Source organism: Chitinimonas naiadis (assembly GCF_054780835.1).
In genome coordinates, this window is sequence record NZ_BAAGVO010000004.1 from 1,091,411 (window position 1) to 1,113,859 (window position 22,449).

Annotated in this window: 16 protein-coding genes; 11 read left to right on the forward strand and 5 right to left on the reverse strand. The window is 58.8% G+C overall.

Features of this window, described 5'->3' with window-relative positions; all coding sequences use genetic code 11:
* The first annotated feature begins 1 nt into the window (after position 1).
* Genes ACYVHK_RS11230 through ACYVHK_RS11250 form a run of 5 tightly spaced genes read left to right on the forward strand, consistent with a single transcriptional unit; the run spans position 2 to position 6,906 of the window.
* Entirely contained in the window at positions 2 to 1,414 is a 1,413-nt protein-coding gene (locus ACYVHK_RS11230; RefSeq protein WP_460531446.1) for an outer membrane factor lipoprotein domain-containing protein, read from the forward strand.
* A 9-nt stretch (positions 1,415 to 1,423) separates the two neighbouring features.
* A complete protein-coding gene (locus ACYVHK_RS11235; RefSeq protein WP_460531449.1) occupies positions 1,424 to 2,506 on the forward strand; it encodes an HlyD family secretion protein in 1,083 nt (360 codons plus the stop codon).
* A complete protein-coding gene (gene rbbA, locus ACYVHK_RS11240) occupies positions 2,503 to 5,244 on the forward strand; it encodes an ABC transporter ATP-binding protein/permease (RefSeq protein ID WP_460531452.1) in 2,742 nt (913 codons plus the stop codon). The genes ACYVHK_RS11235 and rbbA overlap by 4 nt, the downstream gene beginning before the upstream one ends.
* A 1-nt stretch (position 5,245) precedes the next feature.
* Complete coding sequence (locus ACYVHK_RS11245; RefSeq protein ID WP_460531455.1) at positions 5,246 to 6,373, forward strand: ABC transporter permease; 1,128 nt, start codon at positions 5,246 to 5,248, stop codon at positions 6,371 to 6,373.
* Between the two features lie 26 nt (positions 6,374 to 6,399).
* Complete coding sequence (locus ACYVHK_RS11250) at positions 6,400 to 6,906, forward strand: phasin family protein (protein WP_460531458.1); 507 nt, start codon at positions 6,400 to 6,402, stop codon at positions 6,904 to 6,906.
* 74 nt (positions 6,907 to 6,980) lie between these two features.
* Here ACYVHK_RS11250 and ACYVHK_RS11255 read toward each other — a convergent pair whose 3' ends face one another.
* The 4 genes from ACYVHK_RS11255 to ACYVHK_RS11270 all read right to left on the reverse strand — a co-directional run bounded on the left by ACYVHK_RS11255 (position 6,981) and on the right by ACYVHK_RS11270 (position 15,883).
* Positions 6,981 to 12,089, reverse strand: coding sequence for a PAS domain-containing protein (locus tag ACYVHK_RS11255; protein WP_460531461.1), 5,109 nt, complete (start codon positions 12,087 to 12,089; stop codon positions 6,981 to 6,983).
* The gene (locus ACYVHK_RS11260; protein ID WP_460531464.1) at positions 12,086 to 12,976 is read right to left on the reverse strand and encodes a transporter substrate-binding domain-containing protein; all 891 of its coding nucleotides are present in this window, start codon (positions 12,974 to 12,976) and stop codon (positions 12,086 to 12,088) included. Before ACYVHK_RS11260 ends, ACYVHK_RS11255 begins: the two co-directional genes overlap by 4 nt.
* A 145-nt stretch (positions 12,977 to 13,121) precedes the next feature.
* Positions 13,122 to 15,185 carry a methyl-accepting chemotaxis protein gene (locus ACYVHK_RS11265; protein ID WP_460531467.1) on the reverse strand — a complete coding sequence of 688 codons (2,064 nt, stop codon included), beginning with the start codon at positions 15,183 to 15,185 and terminating at the stop codon, positions 13,122 to 13,124.
* Positions 15,186 to 15,436: 251 nt separating this feature from the next.
* The gene (locus tag ACYVHK_RS11270) at positions 15,437 to 15,883 is read right to left on the reverse strand and encodes a hypothetical protein (RefSeq protein WP_460531470.1); all 447 of its coding nucleotides are present in this window, start codon (positions 15,881 to 15,883) and stop codon (positions 15,437 to 15,439) included.
* 164 nt (positions 15,884 to 16,047) lie between these two features.
* Between ACYVHK_RS11270 and ACYVHK_RS11275 the strand changes: the two genes are divergently transcribed.
* Both ACYVHK_RS11275 and ACYVHK_RS11280 read left to right on the forward strand, forming a co-directional pair.
* Entirely contained in the window at positions 16,048 to 16,806 is a 759-nt protein-coding gene (locus tag ACYVHK_RS11275; protein ID WP_460531472.1) for a substrate-binding periplasmic protein, read from the forward strand.
* 76 nt (positions 16,807 to 16,882) lie between these two features.
* A complete protein-coding gene (locus tag ACYVHK_RS11280) occupies positions 16,883 to 17,113 on the forward strand; it encodes a hypothetical protein (RefSeq protein WP_460531475.1) in 231 nt (76 codons plus the stop codon).
* On the opposite strand, the gene ACYVHK_RS11285 is transcribed toward ACYVHK_RS11280, so the two are convergent.
* Entirely contained in the window at positions 17,072 to 17,923 is an 852-nt protein-coding gene (locus tag ACYVHK_RS11285) for an EamA/DMT transporter family protein (RefSeq protein ID WP_460531478.1), read from the reverse strand. The genes ACYVHK_RS11280 and ACYVHK_RS11285 overlap by 42 nt on opposite strands.
* A gap of 95 nt (positions 17,924 to 18,018) precedes the next feature.
* Between ACYVHK_RS11285 and ACYVHK_RS11290 the strand changes: the two genes are divergently transcribed.
* From ACYVHK_RS11290 to ACYVHK_RS11305, 4 genes are all read left to right on the forward strand, one after another.
* Positions 18,019 to 18,555 carry a MarR family winged helix-turn-helix transcriptional regulator gene (locus ACYVHK_RS11290; RefSeq protein ID WP_460531481.1) on the forward strand — a complete coding sequence of 179 codons (537 nt, stop codon included), beginning with the start codon at positions 18,019 to 18,021 and terminating at the stop codon, positions 18,553 to 18,555.
* A 138-nt stretch (positions 18,556 to 18,693) separates the two neighbouring features.
* Positions 18,694 to 19,548, forward strand: coding sequence for a response regulator (locus tag ACYVHK_RS11295; protein WP_460531484.1), 855 nt, complete (start codon positions 18,694 to 18,696; stop codon positions 19,546 to 19,548).
* On the forward strand, positions 19,515 to 20,372 hold the full coding sequence (locus tag ACYVHK_RS11300) for an HDOD domain-containing protein (RefSeq protein WP_460531487.1): 858 nt from the start codon (positions 19,515 to 19,517) through the stop codon (positions 20,370 to 20,372). The genes ACYVHK_RS11295 and ACYVHK_RS11300 overlap by 34 nt, the downstream gene beginning before the upstream one ends.
* Positions 20,373 to 20,374: 2 nt before the next feature.
* A complete protein-coding gene (locus ACYVHK_RS11305; protein WP_460531490.1) occupies positions 20,375 to 22,447 on the forward strand; it encodes an ATP-binding protein in 2,073 nt (690 codons plus the stop codon).
* The last annotated feature ends 2 nt before the right edge of the window (positions 22,448 to 22,449 follow it).

Sequence of the window (22,449 nt, forward strand, 5' to 3'; positions counted from 1 at the left end):
CATGCGAAGACTCACCTTGATCGTCTCGCTCATGCTGCTGGCAGGCTGCGGCAGCCTTGCTCCGGCCTATACCCAACCGGCCATGCCGGTGGCGGCGGCCTACCCTACTCCCGGTCCACGCGTTGGCGTGGGGGCGGCAGCGCTCGATTGGCAAGGTTACTTTACTGATCCGCAATTGCAGACGCTGATCAACTCAGCGCTGGCACACAATCGTGATCTGCGCATCGCCCTGCTGCGGGTAGAGGAAGCCCGCGCCGCCTATGGCATTCAGCAGTCGGAAGCTTTTCCGACCCTGGCCCTGCAAGCGAGCGAAGCGCGTTCGCGCACTCCGGCCGATCTCAACCTCACCCGCCAACCGTTACTCGGTAGCCAATACCAAGCTGGTGTGGGTATGGCGAGCTGGGAGCTGGATCTCTGGGGCCGTGTACGCAGCCTCAAGGCCTCCGCCCTGGAAAACTACCTGGCCAGCGAAGCCGCGCATCGCGCCGTCACCCTGAGTCTCATTGCCCAGGTCGCCAACAGCTATTTCACCCTGAGGGAACTGGACGAACGGCTGGCACTGGCTACCGAGACCGTGAGCAGCCGAGCTGAATCCCTGCGCATTTTTAAACGACGGGTTGCTGTCGGCGCCACCTCCCGTTTGAATCTTACCCAGGTAGAGACCCTGCTGACCCAGGCACTGGCACTGGCATCACAGCTCGAACAAGCCCGGGCAACCCAACTCAACGCCTTGACCCTGCTGGTCGGCACCGAGCCCGATCTACCCAGGCAGGGATTGCGACTGGATGAACAAGCCATGTTGGAGGAGATCCATGCCGGCCTACCCTCGGACCTGCTGGTCAATCGACCGGACATCGTCGCCGCCGAGCACCAGCTCAAGGCTGCCCACGCCCAGATCGGCGCAGCACGCGCCGCATTCCTCCCGCGCATCGCCCTGACCAGTGTATTGGGCAGCGCAAGCGCTGAACTCGATGGCCTGTTCCAGCCGGGTAGCCGGGCCTGGAGCTTCTCGCCCAGCCTGACCCTGCCCCTATTTGATGCCGGCCGTCGCCAGGCCAATCTGAGCCTGACGGAAGTCCGCCGCGACATCGCCGTCGCCAACTACGAGCGAACCGTACAGACCGCCTTCCGGGATGTGGCCGACGCCCTGGCAGCGCGACATTGGCTGTCAGAGCAGCTAGCCATCGCACAGATCGCACTCTCCGCCCAGACCGAACGCGCGCGGCTGTCGCAACTGCGCTACGACAACGGCGCCTCCGCTTACCTGGAAGTCCTGGATGCCCAGCGCGACCTGCTGGCTGCCCAGCAGCAACTGGTGCAGACACGTCGGGCGCTACTCTCCAGCCGTGTCGGTCTCTACACCGCGCTGGGGGGTGGTTCCAGTACATCGACCCGCGCCTCTGCCCAACCCTGATTCCTTGCCATGACGACCATGACACCCCAACTCAAGAAACGCCTAGCCCCGCTCATCCTGCTGGTCCTGCTGGTCGGCGGTGCCGCCTATGCCTGGAAGGCCATGCGGCAGACCGGCCCCGGCACCGGCTTTGTCAGCGGCAATGGCCGCATCGAGGCCACGGAGATCGATGTCGCCACCAAGCTCGGCGGTCGGTTGCAGGATATCCTGGCCGACGAGGGCGACTTCGTGGTCAAGGGCCAGACCCTGGCCCATATGCAGGTGCAGACCCTGGAGGCCCAGCGTGCCGAGGCCCTTGCCCGCCAGCAGCAGTCCATCAGCAGCGTGGCGAGCGCGGAAGCCCAGGTCGCCGTACGTGAAAGCGACAGGCAGGCAGCGCTGGCCCTGGTCGCGCAGCGCGAAAGCGAGCTGGATGCCGCGCAGCGCAGGCTCGCGCGCTCGGAGACATTAACCCAGGAAGGCGCCTCATCCGGCCAGGAACTCGACGATGACCGCGCGCGCGTCCGTAGCGTGCAGGCGGCTGTCACGGCGGCGCGTGCCCAGGTCGCCGCGGCGGAATCCGCCATCAGCGCCGCCCGCACCCAGGTCACGGGCGCCAAGGCAACCGTGACGGCGGCTGAAGCCACAGTCACGCGCATCAAGGCCGATATTGACGACAGCGCCCTCGTCGCGCCGCGCGATGGCAGGGTGCAGTACCGCGTTGCCCAGGCGGGCGAAGTACTGCCCAGCGGCGGCAAGGTACTCAATCTTGTGGACCTGTCGGATGTCTACATGACCTTCTTCGTACCGGAAGCGAGCGCCGGCAAGCTCGCCATCGGCAGCGAGGTCCATATCGTGCTCGATGCCGCACCGCAGTATGTGATCCCTGCACGCGTCTCGTTTGTGGCGAGTACCGCCCAGTTCACCCCCAAGACAGTGGAAACCACCAGCGAACGCCAAAAACTGATGTTTCGCGTCAAGTCACAAATCGATCGTGCCCTGCTGCAGAAGCATCTGAAACAGGTCAAGACCGGCTTGCCGGGCGTGGCGTGGATAAAGCTTGATCCGCAAGCCAGTTGGCCCGCCGATCTTGCCGTGAAGGTACCGCAGTGAGTACACCGGCCGACCAGGGCACCGTGGTTGCCCGATTGCAGGGCGTCAGTCTGCATCATGGCAAGACGCTGGCGCTGGACCAGATCGACCTTGATCTGCCTGCGGGCTGCATGGTGGGCCTGATCGGCCCGGACGGGGTGGGCAAATCCAGTCTGCTATCCCTGGTGGCGGGCGCCCGCGCGGTCCAGGATGGCGTGGTAACGGCGCTGGCGGGCAGCATGGCGGATGCCAGCCATCGCGATGCCGTGTGCCCTCGTATCGCGTATATGCCCCAAGGTCTGGGCAAGAATCTCTACCCTACCCTGTCGGTCGAGGAAAACCTGCAGTTCTTCGCCCGTCTGTTTGGACATGGGCCGGATGAGCGGCGTCGCAGGATTGATGAACTCACCCGCAGCACCGGGCTGCAGTCATTCCTGGATCGGCCTGCTGGCAAGTTGTCGGGCGGCATGAAGCAGAAGCTGGGACTTTGCTGCGCCCTGATCCACGATCCCGACCTGTTGATCCTCGACGAACCCACCACCGGGGTCGACCCGCTATCGCGTAGCCAGTTCTGGGACCTGATCGAACGTATTCGCACCGAGCGGCCAGGCATGAGCGTCATTGTTGCAACCGCCTATATGGACGAAGCGCAACGCTTTGACTGGTTGGTCGCAATGGATGCCGGCCGCGTGCTGGCTAGTGGCACGCCCGCCTCGCTGCTGGAACGCACTGCCAGTCTGAACCTCGAAGCCGCCTTCATTGCACTGCTGCCAGAGGAAAAACGTCGTGGTCACGAAGCCGTGATCGTACCGCCGCTGCTCGAGAACGAGCAGACACCGGTTGCAATCGAAGCGCAAGGACTGACCATGCGCTTTGGCGACTTCGTGGCCGTCGACGATGTGGCCTTCCGCATTCGTCGTGGTGAGATCTTCGGATTCCTGGGGTCGAACGGCTGCGGCAAATCTACCACCATGAAGATGCTGACTGGACTGCTGCCCGCCACGGCCGGCCATGCCTGGTTGTTCGGGCACGAGGTGGATTCCGCCGATATGGCGACGCGCCGCCGTGTCGGCTACATGTCGCAGGCGTTCTCGCTCTATGGCGAGCTGACGGTAGCGCAGAACCTCGTCCTGCATGCCCGCCTGTTCGAAGTCCCCCCGGATGCCCTGCCCGGTCGCGTCGCCGAAATGGTGGCCCGTTTTGGCCTGTCGGAGGTCATCGACCAACTGCCGGAGAGCTTACCGCTTGGCATGCGCCAGCGCCTCTCCCTGGCAGTCGCCATGGTCCATAAGCCTGAGTTGCTGATCCTCGACGAGCCCACCTCGGGTGTCGATCCAGTCGCCCGAGACCTGTTCTGGCAGTTGATGATCGACCTGGCCCGCAAGGATCAGGTCACCATCTTCATCTCCACCCACTTCATGAACGAAGCCGAGCGCTGCGACCGGATATCGCTGATGCACGCCGGCAAGGTACTGGTCAGCGATACGCCCGCCGCACTGATCCGGCATCGTGGATGCGAGACGCTGGAAGCCGCCTTCATCGACTATCTGGTCGAGGCAACCGGTGCGAGTAACGAGATGCCGACGGCCTCCCCCACCACAGCACCACCGCAGGCGGCACCCAAGCGCAGGCGGGGCTTCAGCCTTGCCCGGGCCCTGAGCTACACCCAGCGCGAAACCCTCGAGCTGCGGCGCGATCCGGTTCGCGCTACGCTGGCCTTGCTCGGCACCGCCATCCTCATGTTCATCATCGGCTACGGTATCAGCCTGGATGTACAGGACCTGCCCTACGCAGTGCTGGATCGCGACCAGACGGCGTTGAGCCAGAACTACGCACTCAACCTCTCCGGTTCGCGTTACTTCATCGAAAAAGCGCCGATCGCCGACTATGCGGATCTCGACCGTCGCATGCGCGCTGGCGAGCTGGCCCTGGCCATCGAATTACCCGCAGGTTTTGGCCGCACGCTGGAACGAGGCGGCCAGGCAGAAGTGGGCGCCTGGGTAGATGGTGCCATGCCGACCCGGGCAGAGACCATACGCGGCTATGTGCAAGCCATGCACCAACTCTGGCTGGTGGACATGGCCCGTCATCGGCTTGGCGTACGTCTGTCCAGTCCCGGCAGCATCGAAACCCGTTATCGCTACAACCCCGATGTGAAAAGCCTGCCCGCCATGGTGCCCGCCGTCATCCCCATGCTGCTGATGATGATCCCAGCCATGTTGGCCGCCCTCTCGGTGGTGAGGGAAAAAGAACTGGGATCGATCATCAACCTCTACGTGACCCCGGTGACCCGCAGTGAATTCCTGCTCGGTAAACAACTGCCCTACATCGTGTTGGCCATGCTCAATTTCTTCCTGCTGGCCGGGTTGGCCGTCACGGTATTCGGCGTCCCCATCAAGGGGAGCTTTGCCACGCTCACGTTGGCAGCGCTACTGTTTGTGATCTGCTCCACGGGTTTTGGCCTCTTGGCATCCACCTTCACACGCAGCCAGATTGCCGCCATGTTCGTGACCATGATCGGCACCATTATTCCTTGCGTGCAGTTTGCCGGCTTGCTCAACCCCGTGTCGTCGCTGGAAGGCACCGGTGCGCTGATCGGCCATATCTATCCTGCCACGCATTTCCTCACCATCAGCCGCGGCGTGTTCAGCAAGGCGCTGGATGCCGCCAGCCTGATCGATAGCTTCTGGCCGCTGCTCGTCGCCATCCCGGTGATCCTGGGTAGCGCCATCGGCTTGCTCAAGAAGCAGGAGGCCTGAGATGCATACGGCCGCCCACCATGTCTACCGGCTTGGCATCAAGGAACTCTGGAGCCTGATCCGCGACCCGATGATGCTGGTCCTCATCGTCTACACCTTCACCGTCGCCATCTATGTCGCGGCAACCGCCATGCCGGAGAGCCTGCACAACGCACCCATCGCAATCGTGGACGAAGATGCCTCGCCCCTCTCCGCCCGCATCGTATCGAGTTTCTACCCACCCCATTTCAAGACGCCCGACATGATCTCGTTGAGCGAAGTGGATGCCGGGCTCGATGCCGGCCGCTACACCTTCGTGCTCGATATTCCACCCGACTTCCAGCGCGACGTCCTGGCCGGCAAGGCGCCGGCAATCCAGCTCAACGTGGACGCCACCCGCATGAGTCAGGCCTTCACTGGCAACGTCTATATCCAGCAGATTGTGAATGGCGAGGTCAGCGAGTTCCTGCAGCGCTATCGCGGCAATACCACCATGCCGGCGGAGCTGAGCCTGCGCATGCGCTTCAACCCCAATCTGGAACACGCCTGGTTCGGCTCGCTGATGGAGATCATCAACAACGTCACCATGCTGTCCATCATCTTGACCGGAGCGGCACTGATACGCGAGCGTGAACACGGCACCATCGAGCACCTGCTGGTCATGCCGGTCACACCCGCCGAGATCATGCTGGCCAAGGTCTGGTCCATGGGGCTGGTCGTCGCAATGGCAGCCCTCGTGGCGCTGATCTTCGTGGTACAGCTGGCGCTGAGGGTACCCATCCAGGGGTCGATCGCACTGTTCATGCTGGTTGCCAGCCTGCACCTCTTTGCAACCACTTCCATGGGCATCTTTCTTGCGACGGTAGCGCGTTCCATGCCGCAGTTCGGCATGTTGCTGGTGCTTGTGCTGCTACCGCTGCAATTGCTGTCCGGCGGCACTACGCCGCGCGAAAGCATGCCGCAACTGGTACAGGACATCATGCTTGCCGCACCTACAACCCATTTTGTGACTGCGGCACAAGCGATTCTCTATCGCGGTGCCGATCTATCTGTGATCTGGCCGCAGTGCCTCGCCATTCTCGTGATCGGCTGCGTGCTGTTCAGCGCCTCGCTGGCACGATTTCGCAAGACCATCAGCCTGATGGCCTGACTTTGAACCAACTGAAGGAGCACGTCATGAGCAACACAAACAGCACGATGAACTACATGCCCGTCACCTTGATCAAGGCACAGCTATCTCTGTGGTTGCGGACCAGCGAACTGATCCAGGAAAACCGCGAGCAATGGTTGGCGCTCGGGGTCAAGGCGATGCACCGCACAGTGGAAGAAACCCAGGCAGAGGTCGATGAATTGACACAGGCGCAGGACTGGCAAAGCCTGTCGACCCTACCCGCGCATGCGTTCCGCCGCTGCATGGAAGCGCACCTGGCGGAAGTCCAGGAAGTCGCCGAGGCCATGCTGGGCCATCAGACTGACTTCGCCAAGGGTTGCCAGGTCGCCCTGGCCGATTGGCAAAAGGCCGCAACCGAGGCCATCAGTGCCAATGGTAATAGCATGCCCTTGAACACCATGCTGCAGGACACACTGCAAGCAATGGGCACCTACCCCGCCATGGCTGCAGGCATCAGGGCTGCGCAACAAATGATGGAGAAGCCGGAAAAGAAGGCTGCAAAGGCACATTGACCGTGTGGCATACCACGCTGGTATAGAACGGTCCCCATGTATCTGACCACGGCCACTAGCCCGCAGCACGCTCCTCAGGATTGCTCTGGGGAGCGGGCACCCAGCCATTCACGAAGCGCGATCGCCGCAGCAGGGAAATCCAGTGCATTGACACGGGCGCATACTGCCATCAACGCAGGGTCCTCGATCTGATCAACGGACCGGGCCAGTTCATCGGCGACCTGAAGCGCCTGCATATTTTTACTATCGAGCAGCGTCAGCAGCGAATGCAATACTTCCTTATCGGTAGTCAATCGCCCGGTATCGACTGCTTGTGGCAGCGGTAGATAGTCATCCCGTTGCTGCAATGCGTTCAGCAAGGCGGTATGGCTCTGCCTTGCCAACTCACGCAATCGCATGAGCGCATCCTCACCCACCGCTACCGATGGTTGTTGCCGTACTTGCTGTTCAATCTCGGCAGCATATCGTGCCAGCGAGTAAGCCCCCGCCGTGCTGGCATTCCCCTTGAGGGTGTGCATATCCATGGCTACCTGCTTCCAGTCGGCCTTGGCCCGGCCGACCTCCGCACTCGCGATCAAGCGCTCGCAATCGAGTGAGAGTGCCGACAGTATCGACGCATACAATTGAGTATCACCACCCAGGCGCGCCAGTGCGCTATCCAGACAGTCGTCGGGAGATCGACGGCCCGATGGGTTCGCTGCTTTCTCGACACGAGAAAGCGGGCGGGATTCACGCCCTGTCAAGCTGCAGATTACCGCCACCGTCGCCTCCAGATCGATGGGTTTGCCGATATGCTCATCCATGCCAGCATCGAGGCACACCTGACGATCCGCAGCCGACGCATTGGCAGTCATGGCAAGGATAGGCACCGTTCTGCATGCCGGAACCGCACGAATCCGCCGCGTCGCTTCAAGCCCATCAATATCCGGCATCTGAACGTCCATGATGATCAGATCAAACCGATCAGGATGGCGCAATACAATGTCGACCCCCTCCAGCCCACCGCATGCCAAGGTAATCAAAGCACCCTCAGCGCCAAGCAGTTCAGACACGACTTGGCGGTTAAGGGCATTATCCTCAACAATCAAAAGCTGCAGACCAGACAATCGTTGTGGCCGTCGCGGTTCCTCGGTCCGCTGGTGGACAATTTGCACACCAGAGATTGCGCGGGCAACGGCACCATTCAGTTGTACGGGCGTGATGGGCTTGGTGAGGAACTCGATAAAGGGTACGTCAACCCGTAACTGAGCCTCCGCCAGGACATCGCGCCCATACGCTGTGATCATGATCACAGCCGGGGGCTTGCTCTCCCAGCTGGAAGACCGGATATCGCGGGCAATCTGCAGGCCATCCTCTCCAGGCATCTGCCAGTCCAGCAGGACAATGTCGATCGGACGGCCTGCAAGTCGGGCAGCCGCCAGCTGAAAGAAGGCCGCCTCTCCGCCCTGGGCCTCCAGCACGTTCCAGCCCTCCGCCTGTGCAATATGTGATATGACCTCGCGTGCGGCGACATTGTCATCCACGACCAAAACATTGAGAGGTCGACTATTGGGTGTGTGCATGGACAGCGAAGCGCTATCCTCGGCGATATCAAAATCCAGTTGAAACGAGAATTCACTTCCCCCGCCGAGTTCACTACGAACACTCAAGGTGCCACCCATCAACTCCACCAATCGCCTGCTGATGGCGAGACCCAAACCAGTTCCACCGAACCGACGTGTCGTTGATGCTTCTGCCTGCTTGAACCCTTCGAAAATGCCTTGCAGTTGGTCCGGTGCAATACCGATACCCGAATCCCGTACGGAGAACGTCATCCTGACTCGCTTGCCTATACTTTCAATACAGCGAATCGTGACGACCACCTCTCCTTTTAAAGTGAACTTTAATGCATTAGCAGCAAGATTGATCAAAACCTGTTGTAGCCGTAATCGATCCCCCAGCAAATGTCTTGGCATGACAGGATCGAGGTCAAACAGGACTTCAACTTGCTTGCCATGCTGATTACCAGACAAGACAACCGCCAGGTCCCGCATCAGTTGCTCAATATCAAACGGGTGGATGTCCAGTAACATCTTGCCCGCATCAACCTTTGAGAAATCGAGGATATCGTTGAGTATCCCCAACAAGGATTTTGCAGCGCCCTCTGCCTTGTCGATATAGTCCTGTTGCCGCGCAGACAATTGCGTCCGTTGAACCAGCTGCAGCATACCTAGAACGGCATTCATCGGCGTACGGATTTCATGACTCATATTGGCAAGAAACGATGATTTCGCCTCACTGGCGGCATCCGCCTGCTCCTTGGCAAGCCGCAGGTTGCTCTCGAGTTGCAACTGGTTTGTGATATCCCGATTGATACCCGTCACCCGCACGGCCAGGCCTAGTTCATCGCGCTCAATCTGCGCCCCCGCCTGGATAAAACGTATAGACCCATCTCGCCGAACCACACGCAGTATCGGATCGTACTTACCCTGCCCATCCACCGCAGCAAGCAAGCTTGCTTCTGCAGCCGCTACATCATCAGCATGAACCCGGGAGCGCCAATGATCATAGTTAAGGCCGGTCGCGCGTAGCGACAGCGGTTGATCGTAGAACTCAAACATCCGATCGTTCCATTGCAGGGAATTATCCGCCAATGCCCAAGTCCAGATACCCAGTTCGGCCACTTCGGCCGCCATCAGCAACTGGTCCCTCGCGGCCGTCAATGCCTGGCGATGTTTCTGCTCAGAGGTAATGTCGGTCGCGATCGCCAGATAGCCAGTAACAGCACCGTCGCGTCCCCGCATGGCATTCATCACCAGGGAAACGGGTACACGGGCACCGCGCTTGCGCAGCCAGCTCCACTCCCGGGTCTCGATCTGACCCAGCAATGGCAGCTGGCTCAGTACCCTGAATCCGGTGATCGGGGTTCCCAGTTCTCCGGACAGTTCCTTGGCACGCTCCTCAATCTCTTTAGGTTCGTGCAGCACCAGCAAAGATCTGAGATCGACCAATTCCGCTGCTTCGTAACCGAGCATGTGCTCAGCACCCCGATTGAATATCCGGATAACGCCATGCAGATCAGTAGCAATAATGGCGATCTCAGATGCTGACTGCAGAACGTCGTTCAAGAGCGCGTTGAGGTGGTTGAGCTGCGTTTCCGCTGCCTTGCGCGAGGTGATGTCCTGAAAAGCCCCCATCAGCCGTACTGGCTTGCCAGCAGCATCAAGCTCTACTTCGCCGACGGAGCGAACCCAGATGTCACGACCGGCAGCCGTGATCAAGGGCAATTCAAGATCCCAACGCGCTTGCTGCGTTATCGCCATCTCGACAGCCTGCTCTATGGCAGGGCGTGCTTCTGGTGCATAAAAGCGCAAGCCTTCTTGCAAACTTGGCTGGTAGCCAACAGGAAGATCGTGGATGCGGCAGGTTTGAGACGACCAATGTACCCGGTTCTCGATCAGATCAACCGACCAGGCACCCACCCCGGCAATCTGGCCCGTCCTCTCTAGGAAAAACTGCCCCTCCTCCGCCGCTTGTTGCGCACGTTTCATCTCACTGATGTCGAGCAACGTGCCGTACATCCATTCCGGCAGACCATCATCGGTCCACCGCATGACTTTGCCACGGTTGAGGACATGGACCCAGTATCCCGCTTTATGACGCATACGTACTTCAACGTGATACTGGGGCGCGTCGCCTGCAAGGTGTCGTGCCAGCGTGGCAGCGGCGCCTGCACGGTCGTCTGGATGTACCAGAGATTCCCAAAATTGAATATCGTTGGGAGCAGGTAATACGCCGGGTAGGTAGCCAACGATATCCAACCAGCGGTCATTGAATCGCACCTCGCCGGTCTGGATATTCCACTCCCAGGTGCCGGCATCAGTCCCGGCGAGGATGGCAGCCAAACGCTCTCCATCTTCTGCCTGACTTCTGGCCAGACGTTTTTCTTCGGTGGTTTCGGTCAAGACCGCCAGCGTTCTGATCGGCTTTCCCGCCTTGTCCCGCTCCCATATGGCAGAGAGCCGGACATCGAAAATCTCACCCGACCGAGTGACCATCTGGTATTCAACATCCTTGACCTGGCCATCTCGATGGAATGCAGGAATCACCACCTCTTTCGCATAGCGTAAGGACTGCGGCGTCAGGAACTCGACGGACTGGCGTCCCAATACTTCATCCCGCTGATATCCCAAGCGTGCCAGCCAAGCTTCGCTGACACTGATCAATCTTCCCTCAGTATCAATCGAATGCATCATCACCGGTGTATTGGTGTAGAGCGTCCGGAAGTTATGTTCTCGTTCAGCCAATTGCAAATTCGCTTGCTGCACGCGTTGTAGCGCCGCGGCAATGAGTAAGGGGGGAAGCATGGCGATGGCAAAGGGCAGGTAAAAAAGTACCTCGCCCCAAGCATTGATTGACGGTATGGGCTGAAATTGACCCAAGGCGATCAATATCCCTAAGGTCAAAGATGTGCATGGCAAGGTCACTGCAATGGCAGAGAACTGGCCCGCCAACGCCACCAATACCAGCGCCGCGGAGATATAGACGTAGGGAAATGGTAGCGATACCGGGGCGTAAACCGAGACGGCCAAGGCAAACAGCAGTAGAGGCAGCAGCTCAATTTTCAGCAGTGCACTACGCAGGCCAGCGGCGCCCTGTGTCAGGTAGACCAAGCCCAGTGGCAAGACAGCAAGCCCGCCGATACTGCTGCCTAACACCCAACTGACGAACAATTTGTCAAAGGAGGCCAGGCCGTAGACCGCCAGCAATGGGGCACCAATAATTGCACCGACGATGCTCGGCAGTACGACGACCAGCAAAAGTGTACGAACCAGCAACACAGGATCAAACAGGCATTCCGCACTGTACCCGTGGCGCCGCAGCAAGTAGGAAGACAAGGCAATTTCACACAAATTGCCGGGAAGAAAATTGAGAGCCAGGACGAATGAATCACCGTATATCAGGCTCGCAATGACATAACCCGCTGCCACTAACGGCAATAGCAGCACCGTTTCACGAAGTGGGCGCAGTTGCAGCAACACAGCAACAGCCGCATTGGCATACCAGATGGCTGCGATACTGCCAGGCAGTCGGGAAAGATAAATGCCCCCGAGTGCCAGCGACAAAGCAGTCAACAAGGTCATTGCCGCCACGCGCCACCTCGATTCGGTGTGCGTCGTCCTGTCATCGGTGGTCTGAATCATGATGGCCGCCGCTTGTGGCGCAGATAGAGTGTGAGCAATAACAAAGCGGCGCTGAACAGCAACAACGCAGCAAACCGTTTCAGCTTGTCCTTGGTGGCATCGACAACCTGCAACGATGGCACATCCATCCACTGCTGGATGACCTTGTCCCGCTCCGATGTATTGAGATCACGTATGCCTCGCTCGAGCGCTTCCCCGATATCCGGCCGATCCTTGCGAAATCCAAAGCAAAGCGCATATTCAAAGCCGACCGGTCCGATCACCTGCAAACCATTGAACTTGTGTTGCCCGATCACGAAGTTGATGCTGGCAATATCCGCAACAACTCCCCGAACCTCCCCATTGAGCAGCGCCTTGATTGCAGTAAGATCATCGGCAACGGCCACCCAATGGACATCGGGAAATTTTTCCCGGAGAAAGCCCTCAACGGCATAGCCTTTCCCCACGGCCACCGACTGCTTCGCCAAAGTAAGCAAGCTGCTATCCGACGATGCGTCTTTGCGCATCAGTAGTACGGCGGGAACCGTGACATACGGACGAGAAAAATCGAGGTACTCACCACGTTCCGGGGTGGGACGAAGTGATGACACAAGATCAACCTCACCTCGCTGAGCCATCGGTAGTATTTCCGACAAGCTACAGGCAGGTAGGGTCTCGATCTTCATCCCCGCACTACGGCCGATGATCCCCAGCATATCGACCGAAAGTCCTCTGACTCGACCCGCCTTGTCCTGATAAACAAAAGGCCCATAGTCCTTCTCCGGCGCAAACCGGACCAGCATCGTCGTTGCAGCAACGGACGACATGGGCGTGGTAAATAGCGTGACGACCAGCAAAGCCAGGAGCCAGAAACCCCAAGGTGCTCGCCTATCAAGGAGTGCAGACATGAGTATGTTCTCGTTACCTGCTGCCATTAATACGCATAAAGCGCCAGACCAAGTAAACGGCCTGGAACAGCACATCTGAACTACCTTCCAATGTACCCAACGTACCTACTATAGCGGCGAGAAGGCGAGTGCATGACAGGTCGCGTCAGGCCGGGGAGGTACTCGCAGCATGAAACTCGGGAGCGTGGCTGAAGAAATCAAAACACTCGTTCAACCGCTGCTCCTCCTGCCTGGTTCTTGTCCCCGTGTACTCAACCGCCAGTAAATAGCCGCCTTCTCCTTTCTCTTGCCAGGCTATCCTGGCGGGGAGTCGTAACGGTGTCTGGTTGCGGTAGGCATCCAGATCAGTGAAGGGTGTGAATACATCCAGAAGCAATTGCTTTGCTTTGGCATCCAAGGCACGAGGTAGACGTAATTTCATCCCGGTGATGGAGAGATCAACGGTCACGCATTCCATCATTTCATCGTCGGCTATCACATTCACGATAACGTGGTTTTGAGCACGAGGTGCCGTGCGCTTCTCATGCTGCGCCGGCTTGGGCGGTGGGCCTTGATGAAAGCGGAAGGTCTCCAACACAGCGCGCAAACGTCCTGTCAGCTTGTACAAATCGTCGCTGATGGTACTGGTGGTATGCACCCGACCGGTGCTCTGGGCTAATGTCTCGTAGAGCCGATGCAATCGACTTTGCTGTTGGGAGACACTCTCGATCTGATTGACGATCAACGCTGAGATTTGTTGCGCGACGGAAGACGTGGTGGAGGCACTGCCCACGATTTCCTCAATCGTGATAGTGGTCGACTCCGCTTGTGCCATACCCGCCTGGGTACTGTGCAAGATCGCATTCATGGCGAGGTGGCTCTCCGCGATCAAACGCGACAGCCCTTCCACAATCCCCGTGATCTCTGTCGTCGCATCTGCGGTACGCTGCGCGAGCTTGCGCACCTCGTCCGCTACCACGGCAAATCCTCTACCTGTCTCGCCTGCCCGGGCTGCTTCAATCGCTGCATTCAGCGCCAACAGGTTGGTTTGCGAGGCAATCTCGCTGATCACACGGGTGATGGCCTGAATCTGCTTGCCAGAATTGGCAAGCTCGCCAACCTTACCCTCGGCCTCCTTGGCGCGTCCCGCGATGGATTGCATTTCGCGATGGTTGTCCTGCACGGCATTGAGACCGCGTTGGGCATGACCATTCGTCGCCGCAACCTGATCCAGTACCTCGTTTGAGAGCGCCTGTACCTGGCGAGAAGCATCGGTCAACGCATTGCTGGCAGCTTCCACCTCAGACGATTGCTTACTCTGGGTATTGCTGCTCTCGACCACCTCTCGGCCGATCTCGGTAATCTGGTAGGACGAGATCGCGATCTGCTGGCTGACCTGCTGGATCAGTCTCAGATTGTCAGCCAGGTTGCCAACCATCTGTCCCATATTCCCCATCACGCTATGACTATCCTCGACCGAGGGCAATCTCAATGGCGCATCCGTACCCTGGCCCAACGTCAGATCGCCGCTCGCAAGATGCTGGGTCAGCAGCACGGCCTCTGCAGGCTCTCCACCCAACTGACGCCGAATACGTAAGTAGGCGTAAACCGTAATGGCAGGAAGGCTTAACAGCAGAATGATCGCGCAAAAGGCGCCCAGCCAGCTCAAGCGAACTAGCTGCAGATCCACCTCCTTGTCAGCAACTTCTCGCTCCTTGTCATGCACAGCGGTCAAGCGATCCAGCCGTTCCGTCACTTTTTCGGTACTACTATCGAAGCCGCTACCCGGCTGCTTCATGACCGCATTGCCAGCCTCCAAGCCGCCTTCCATGTAAGCTTTGGCCATCTGGACACCGGTGTCGTACAGCGTACGAATTTCAACCTCCAGCGCCTGCCATTCGACATCCTGAGCAGGGTCGAGTGATCGGAGCCGCTGCAACTGTTGTTCGGCTTTACCTCGAAACGCCAAGGCGTCCTTAAATCCGTCGGGATCATGCGTGGCAGAGACATCGGTCAGGAACTGCTGAACTTGCACAACATCAAAGCGCAACTCGGACAGATTGCGGCTCATCGAGCCTGAAAGGTCGGCAGCATCATTATCATGTTTCAATTTGACGAATACGACGGCCAACATGACAAGATTGACAATCAGTATCAGTACGACCGCAATGTTGACGAGTACAAAAAATCGCTTCAAGTTGAACGGCTTGCCCTGAGTCTGCTTTTGCATCATCGGCCCTGACTGGATACGCTGATCTTTGATATAGGCCGGCAGTCAATCTGGCGCATTGACCCAGATCAAATATCCGTAAACGCAGCTCTGGCCTAGTTAATAAAGGCCGGGTGCGCGCGAACGGCGATGCGAATGTCCGTATCGAGCGCACTACCCAGCCTTTATTTTGTACAAGACAGCTTGTAAACAATGCTAGTCGAGCAATCCTGCATTAAGCAAATATTGCGAGAATCCAACAGCATTGGGCGCTACTTCAATTTCAGTTCCTGCAACTCCATTCCACCCAATATTTTGCGCATGACCTTACGCTCGCCGGATTCCCCCTCCATCTTTCGGGCGTCGGCGGCCAGGTAGGTCTCCATCTTCTTCTGGAACTCACGCCGCTGAGCAATGCTGTAGTAGTCCTTGAACTCCAGCGCCAGGATCAGGTCGGGTTCCCCTTGGCGGGCATTGTTGACCGCCAGCACGTGGTAGGAGACCAGGACGCCTTCCTTCTTGCTGAATTCCTGTAGCCGCTTCCACTGCCCAGCCAGAAAATCCATGTAATTCTCGAACTGGCCGGGCTCAACCTTGATCTGCGAGAACTCCCAGACCGATCCTTCGGTGTAGCTCGATTCCCCCGCCAGGACCGCGGGCGTGGTCATCGCGAGGGCCAATGCGCCTGCAAAGGCGGACAACTGCTTAGCAAGTTTCATTTTTCTCTTCCCTTTCCTGTCATGCCAAGGTGGCGAGTCAGTATAGAAACCTGCTATCCAACTGATCCAAAACGGCTTTTTTGTTCGATGGACGGTCGCAAGCTGGCAAACCGGCCAACATCACCTACGCTCAAGCCATAACAACCCGGAGAAGAGACGTCGACATGCGCATGCTGGCCGTGATCCTGCCAGGGCTGGTTTCGCTTTGTCTTGCGGCAGAGCCGCTCACCCTGCGGACTGCCAGCCAGGCAGGCAACACCGTGAAGTTCGATCTCGCCCATCCTCAGGAGCCGGGCATCTGTGTCGAAATCATCCGTGCGCTGGAGCGCATCGACCCTGGTTTGCACTTCGTCGGCCTCAATCAGGACCGGCCACTACCCCGCATCGAGCTGGAGCTTGCCAACGGTCAGCTCGATATCTTTTTCAGCCTGATCAAGACGCCGGAACGCCTGAAAAAAGTACGTTTTCTCGATCAGCCGGCGCTCTACAACGCACAGCATCAGGTAGCAGTCCGGTCGGATGACTCCGTGATCGTCAATAATTTCGCCGATATACGGGCACTAGGTAGTGCCGGCATCGTTCTAACGACCATGGGTTCCGCCTATGCGGAATACCTCAAAACCCAGCCTGGTCTGATCGTCGATGCGGGCGCAAATAATAATGCCGACAACTTCCGTAAGCTGGTGGCCGGACGGGGACGGTTCTTCTATCAGTCCAATGTCACGCTGGTGCGCTACATACGCGACGAAAAACTGGCGGACAAAGTCCGTATCCTGCCGGCCGTGTTCCGCATCGAGCCCCAGTTGGTCGCCTACTCCCCTCACTTGAATAGCGAAAAGATCGATCGGGTGGCGGCCGCGCTGACCCAGTTGACCAAGAGCGGCGAGCTCCAACGCATACAACGTAGGTATGGTGCGCAGTAATCCGGCAAACTTCCCCGGCGTTTCGTAGTCCAACCTTGACAGGGGCCGTGCCCCATCGGCCTCCGAGGAGTTCATCATGGACATCCTGACGGTTGCCCCGGAAACCAGCGGCGTACCGTGGTTCAGTCTGGGTATGGGCCTCCTGGGCCTGGGCTGGATCACCACGGTGGTAGTCATCGCGCTTGCCCTGCTCGGTATTGCCGCAATCTGGCGGGTGATCACGGGCTTTTTTGGGCCGCGCGAGCAGAACAGCCTGCATGTGCCATCAGGCCCGACGCGCCATCTGGCTCACCCAGACCGCACCTAGCACCAGCACCACCCCGGCGACCTGCAGGGTCGAGAAGCGCTCTCCCGCCCAGACAAAGCCCAGCACCGTGGCACTGACCGGACTTAACAGGCCCAACGGTGTCACCAGCCCGGCCGGTAGGCGCGCCACGCCGCGCAGCCACAGCGTGTAGCCCACACCGGCGCCGATCAGCGCCAGCCAGGCGTAGCCCAGCATATTGTTCAAGCTCAGTTGAGCTGGCCAGCTCTCGCGCCACAACGCCACCGGCAGCAGCACCAAGCCACCCGCCGTCAGTTGCCAAGCAGTCATGGTCAGCGGTGTCACCGGTGAGCGCCAGCGCTTGGTCAGTAAGGTACCCAGGGCCATCGACAATGAACCAGCCAGTGCGGCCAGCAGGCCGACGGAATCAAGCTTGGCGGCAGGTGTGAGTACCAGCATGCCTACCCCAACCATACCGACCAGTGCCGCAACGATGGCGACAGGCTTGGGGTGCTCATTGAGCAGTGGCATGGCCAGCAGCAGTACGACCAGCGGCTGGACAGCCCCCACGGTGGCGGCAACCCCGCCCGGCAGGCGGTAGGCCGCCACGAACAGCATGGCCTGAAAGAAGCCGATATTGAGTATCCCCAGTACCAGGGCCTTCCACCACCAGTCCCCCTTGGGCAGTAGGCGGGTGTACAGCAAAAACACGATGCCTATCGGCAATACCCGCAGCATGGCGGACGTCATGGGCAGGCCCACAGGCAGGAAGTGCGATGTAACCAGATAGGTTGTACCCCACAAAATGGGGGCTAATGCCGTCAGCGCGACATCCCTTGTTTGCGTACTCATCTCGACCTCAACTATCTTGATATCGAGACATATATTGCAAGCCAAGTACCTTCACGTCAAGATAGTTGATATCAATTTTTCACCGAGGCACCACCATGCCCAAGCGCTCCGCTTCGCCGACCAGTCCGTCCACGGATCAGGTTGATGCCATCCTCGCCCAATGGCGCCGTGAGCGGCCAGATCTCGACCCCTCCCCCATGGGCCTGATCGGCCGGATCGGACGCCTGGGCCGCTATCTGGAGCGCGAGGTCGATAGCGCGCTCACAGGATTGAATCTCAGCAGTTGGTCCTTCGATGTACTCGCCACACTACGCCGCTCCGGCGCCCCCTACACGCTGAGCCCCACCGCGCTGATGACCACGATGATGATCACCTCCGGCACCATGACCAACCGTATCGACCAGGTGGAGAAGAAAGGCTGGGTAAGGCGCCTGCCCAATCCGGACGACCGGCGCGGATTTCTGGTGCAGTTGACCGAGGAAGGCCTCGCCTGCATCGATCGGGCGGTGGAAGTCCATCTGGAGAACGAGCATCGCATCGTCTCGGCACTACAGCCCGAGGCGCGGGAGGTGCTGGCCGAGCTGCTACGTGCATGGCTGGTGGCAGCGGAGCGCACCAGCAAGCAGGACTAAGCCCCTGGTGAGCCAGTCTGTCGCAAGACAAGGAAATCCCTAGGCTCCCCCTGGGAGTCGTCCGAGTTACGCCGTCACCCTGAATCCGCGATATTGCCGACAACGGCGCATTGCCGTGCTCAATATGGCAGATGGATCATGGACAGGGTGCTGATACTGGTAGATGACGAGCCCAATATCCTGGCGGCGCTGCAGCGCATATTTCGTCGTGAGGGGTATCGAGTCCTGACCGCCACATCGGGCGAGCAAGGTCTTGCGCTACTGAAGGAACATCCAGTTGCCGTCGTGATTTCCGATCAGCGCATGCCGCAGATGACCGGCGCCGAGTTCCTCGGCCATGTGCGCGAACGCTTCCCGGAGACCATCCGTATCATCCTTAGCGGCTACACCGAACTCAACTCGGTGTTCGATGCCATCAATCGCGGTGCTGTCTACAAGTTCCTGACCAAGCCCTGGGACGACGCCCTGCTGCGCGCGCAAGTGCTCGATGCCTTCGAACAGTTGGAGCTACGGCACCAAAACGCGTTGCTAATGCAGGAAGTGCAGGACAAAAATCGCGAACTGGAAGCCTTCAATCAGCGCCTTGAAGGGGAAGTCATCCGTAACAGTGGAGATGCTCGACTCGAGCAAAGTTCATTGATGCAGGTTCACGAACTGCTCGACATGCTACCCATCGGGGTCATCAGCCTCAGCGACGACGGACTGATCATCTTTGCAAACCGCATGGTTCACCACTGGCTGCCGGAAACCGGCGGTCTTACCGGCCAATCCCTGACCGACAGCCTGCCTGATGTACTGCAGGACAAACTGCAGCAAGCATTGGGCGGTACTGCCCGTAGTCGTAGCCTGATCGCACTCGCTAGCGGCAACTATTGGCTGGAATGTCTGCTCGCTCCGCAGCCGGCCCTCCAAGAAGGACTCATCGCCTGCCTCTACCCCCACCACATCGAGAGCCCATCATGTCCTACGCAGCGCGTCTTCCACTGCAACTGATCGATGTGGCGAGTCACATCTCCAGCACGCTGGCGATGCCGGATCACCTTCGGGACATCCTGCGCATGCTCGATAGCCAAGCGATCAGCCTCGAGACCATCGCGCACGAGCTGGAGGATGAACCGACGCTCGTGGCACGCCTGATGAGGGTAGCGAACTCTCCTTTTTACGGGGTGGCCGGCCGGGTGGAGGGCGTAGGGCAAGCCTTGCGTGTACTGGGTACCAGTAACACCCAGAGTTTTGTTACGGCGATGATCACCATGTCGCAATTAAGCCGGCTCTCGCTCGACCCGGAAACACGCGACAAGCTGCGCCAGCACAGCCTCATGGTCGCCTACCTGGCCCGCAACCTGGCCAACCTGACTGGTTTAAGCCAGGACACCGCCTTTGTCGCCGGACTCTTACACGATTTTGGCCGCTTTGTGCTGATCAGCGAGTTCGCCGAGCACTACATGCCGGTGCTGGAATCCCACTACATCACACAGCGTCCGATCACGGAGCTGGAACAACAGCTACTCGGTTTCAATCATGCCGATGTTGGCGCAGAACTCGCACGTATCTGGCATTACCCGGAACGGATCGAACAGGCCATACGCCACCACCATGCCCCCAACGGTCAGATGGAAGGCATTGTATTGCTGATCGCGCTGGCTAATCGGCTGGATAACGATGACGAACGAACCGATGACCTGCACCTGGCTTCCTGGCTGAGGCTGGGGATATCTGAAGCGGCCTTGGCAGAATCGGCTACGACCAGTCGCCAACAGGTACTTGCTCTGCTGCACGCAGAAGCCATCGAGCCCACAACAGCGGTAGGAGCATAACGATGAGCATTGCCAATACCGACTGGTTCTGGGAAACCGACCGCGCACTCTATCTCACCAACACCAATCAGTCGCTGGCAGCGTGGCTGGGCAAGTCTCAGGCATCCCTGGCGGGAATGGCCATGCGAGAAGCGGTACCCGAGGCTTTATGGCATCAGTGCCGGCAAGCCTATGTCACGCTCAGTTCTGAGAAGGATGCGCTCTCATTTGACTATGAGCACTTCGATGAACACCGGCAGGTCAGTTGCCGTCGGCGCGTTTGCGGCCGCTATGCCTTTGGTGATACACAGCGCCTGGTTTGGTACGCCTACGACATCAACCCCTACTACGAGATGCTGCACGACCTGCAGGCAATACTGTATGAGGTGGAATCGGAACGGGAAGCCATGCATGAGCATGCCATGGTGGCCCGCCTGTCCAAGCAGGGACGCTTCGTCTATGTCAGCGAAATGTTTGCGCGTCTGTCTGGTCAAAATGCCCGCAAATTGATCGGGCAGGGTTACGAGGCGCTCGATGCCCGGTTCGAGGATGTCATCGATAGTGAAGCGCTACTGGCCCAACTGCAAGATGGCCAATCCTGGCGAGGTGAAATGCAGGTACGCCGGCCGGATGGTGGCTATTGCTACTGGCAGGCCAGTATCGTGGCACTGCGTGGGCGGGAAGGTCACATTGAGTTCTTTCACATCAGCCATGACCTGACCAGTTCGCGTGAGTCCCAGCGTCAATTGGCGGCAGAGAACGAGGCGCTTGAACAAGCGGTGGCAGCCAGGACACGTGAGCTGGAAACCAGTAACGCCGAACTGGCCGCCGACATTCGCGCCAGAGAGGCCATGACCGCAGAGCGCGACCGCCTTGTCTCCATTGTCGAGAACACCACAGACATCATCGGCATCTCCGAGTACGACGGCCGTGTTTTGTACATGAATGCTGCGGCACGCCGCTTCTACAACATCCCTGCAGACGAGGATGTTGGCCAGACGCTCACGCCGGACTACCTGCCAAGCCATGCCAGCCGCCATCTGATGGGAACCGCCATACCGGCTGCCATGGAGCGCGGTAGCTGGAGTGGTGAATCCACACTGTACGACGCAGTCGGTACTGAAATTCCCGTCTCGCTGGTCGTCCTGGCTGAGCAAGATGGCAAAGGCCGGGTCAAGCACTTCTCCAGCATTGCCCGCGATATCCACGAGACCAAGCAAAAGGAGCAGCAACTCAAGGCGCAAAACGAGGCTCTAGAGAAGCTCAACGGTGAGCTCGAAAGCGTACAACACCAACTGATCCAATCCGAGAAAATGGCCTCGATCGGCCAGCTTGCCGCTGGCGTAGCGCATGAGATCAATAACCCCATCGGCTACGTGAATTCCAATATCGGAACGCTGGGCAGCTATGTGGATGAGCTGCTTGGCTTGTTGGACGCCTACGCCAGCCATGTCCGGCAAGACCCCGCGCTAGCGATATCACCAGCACTGGATGAAGCGCTACAGCGCGCTGATATCGAATTTCTGCGTGAGGACATCAAGCAATTACTCAGCGAATCACACGAAGGCATAGGTCGGGTCAAGAAGATCGTCCAGGACCTGAAGGACTTCTCCCGGGTTGATACCGCAGAAGAATGGGAGTTTGCTGATCTGCACCACTGCCTGGATAGCACGCTCAACATTGTCCGCAACGAAATCAAATACAAGGCTGAAGTCGTACATGAGTACGGTCAACTACCTGCCGTGCAGTGCCTTCCCTCTCAACTGAATCAGGTTTTTCTGAACCTGATGGTGAACGCTGCGCATGCCATCGAAGCACGCGGCACCATCACCATTGCGACGGGTCTTGACGGCGACAGAGTCTGGATCAGGATCAGTGATACCGGCTGTGGCATGTCGCCCGATGTCATCCGTCGCATCTTCGAGCCCTTCTACACAACCAAACCCGTTGGCAAGGGGACCGGGCTGGGCCTGTCGCTCTCGTACAGCATCGTCAAGAAGCATCACGGCGACATCCGAGTCGAAAGCACGCCCGGCAAAGGCACCCGCTTTGAAGTCATCTTGCCAGTCAACCAGAACATCGCCGTTGCAGCCTGAGG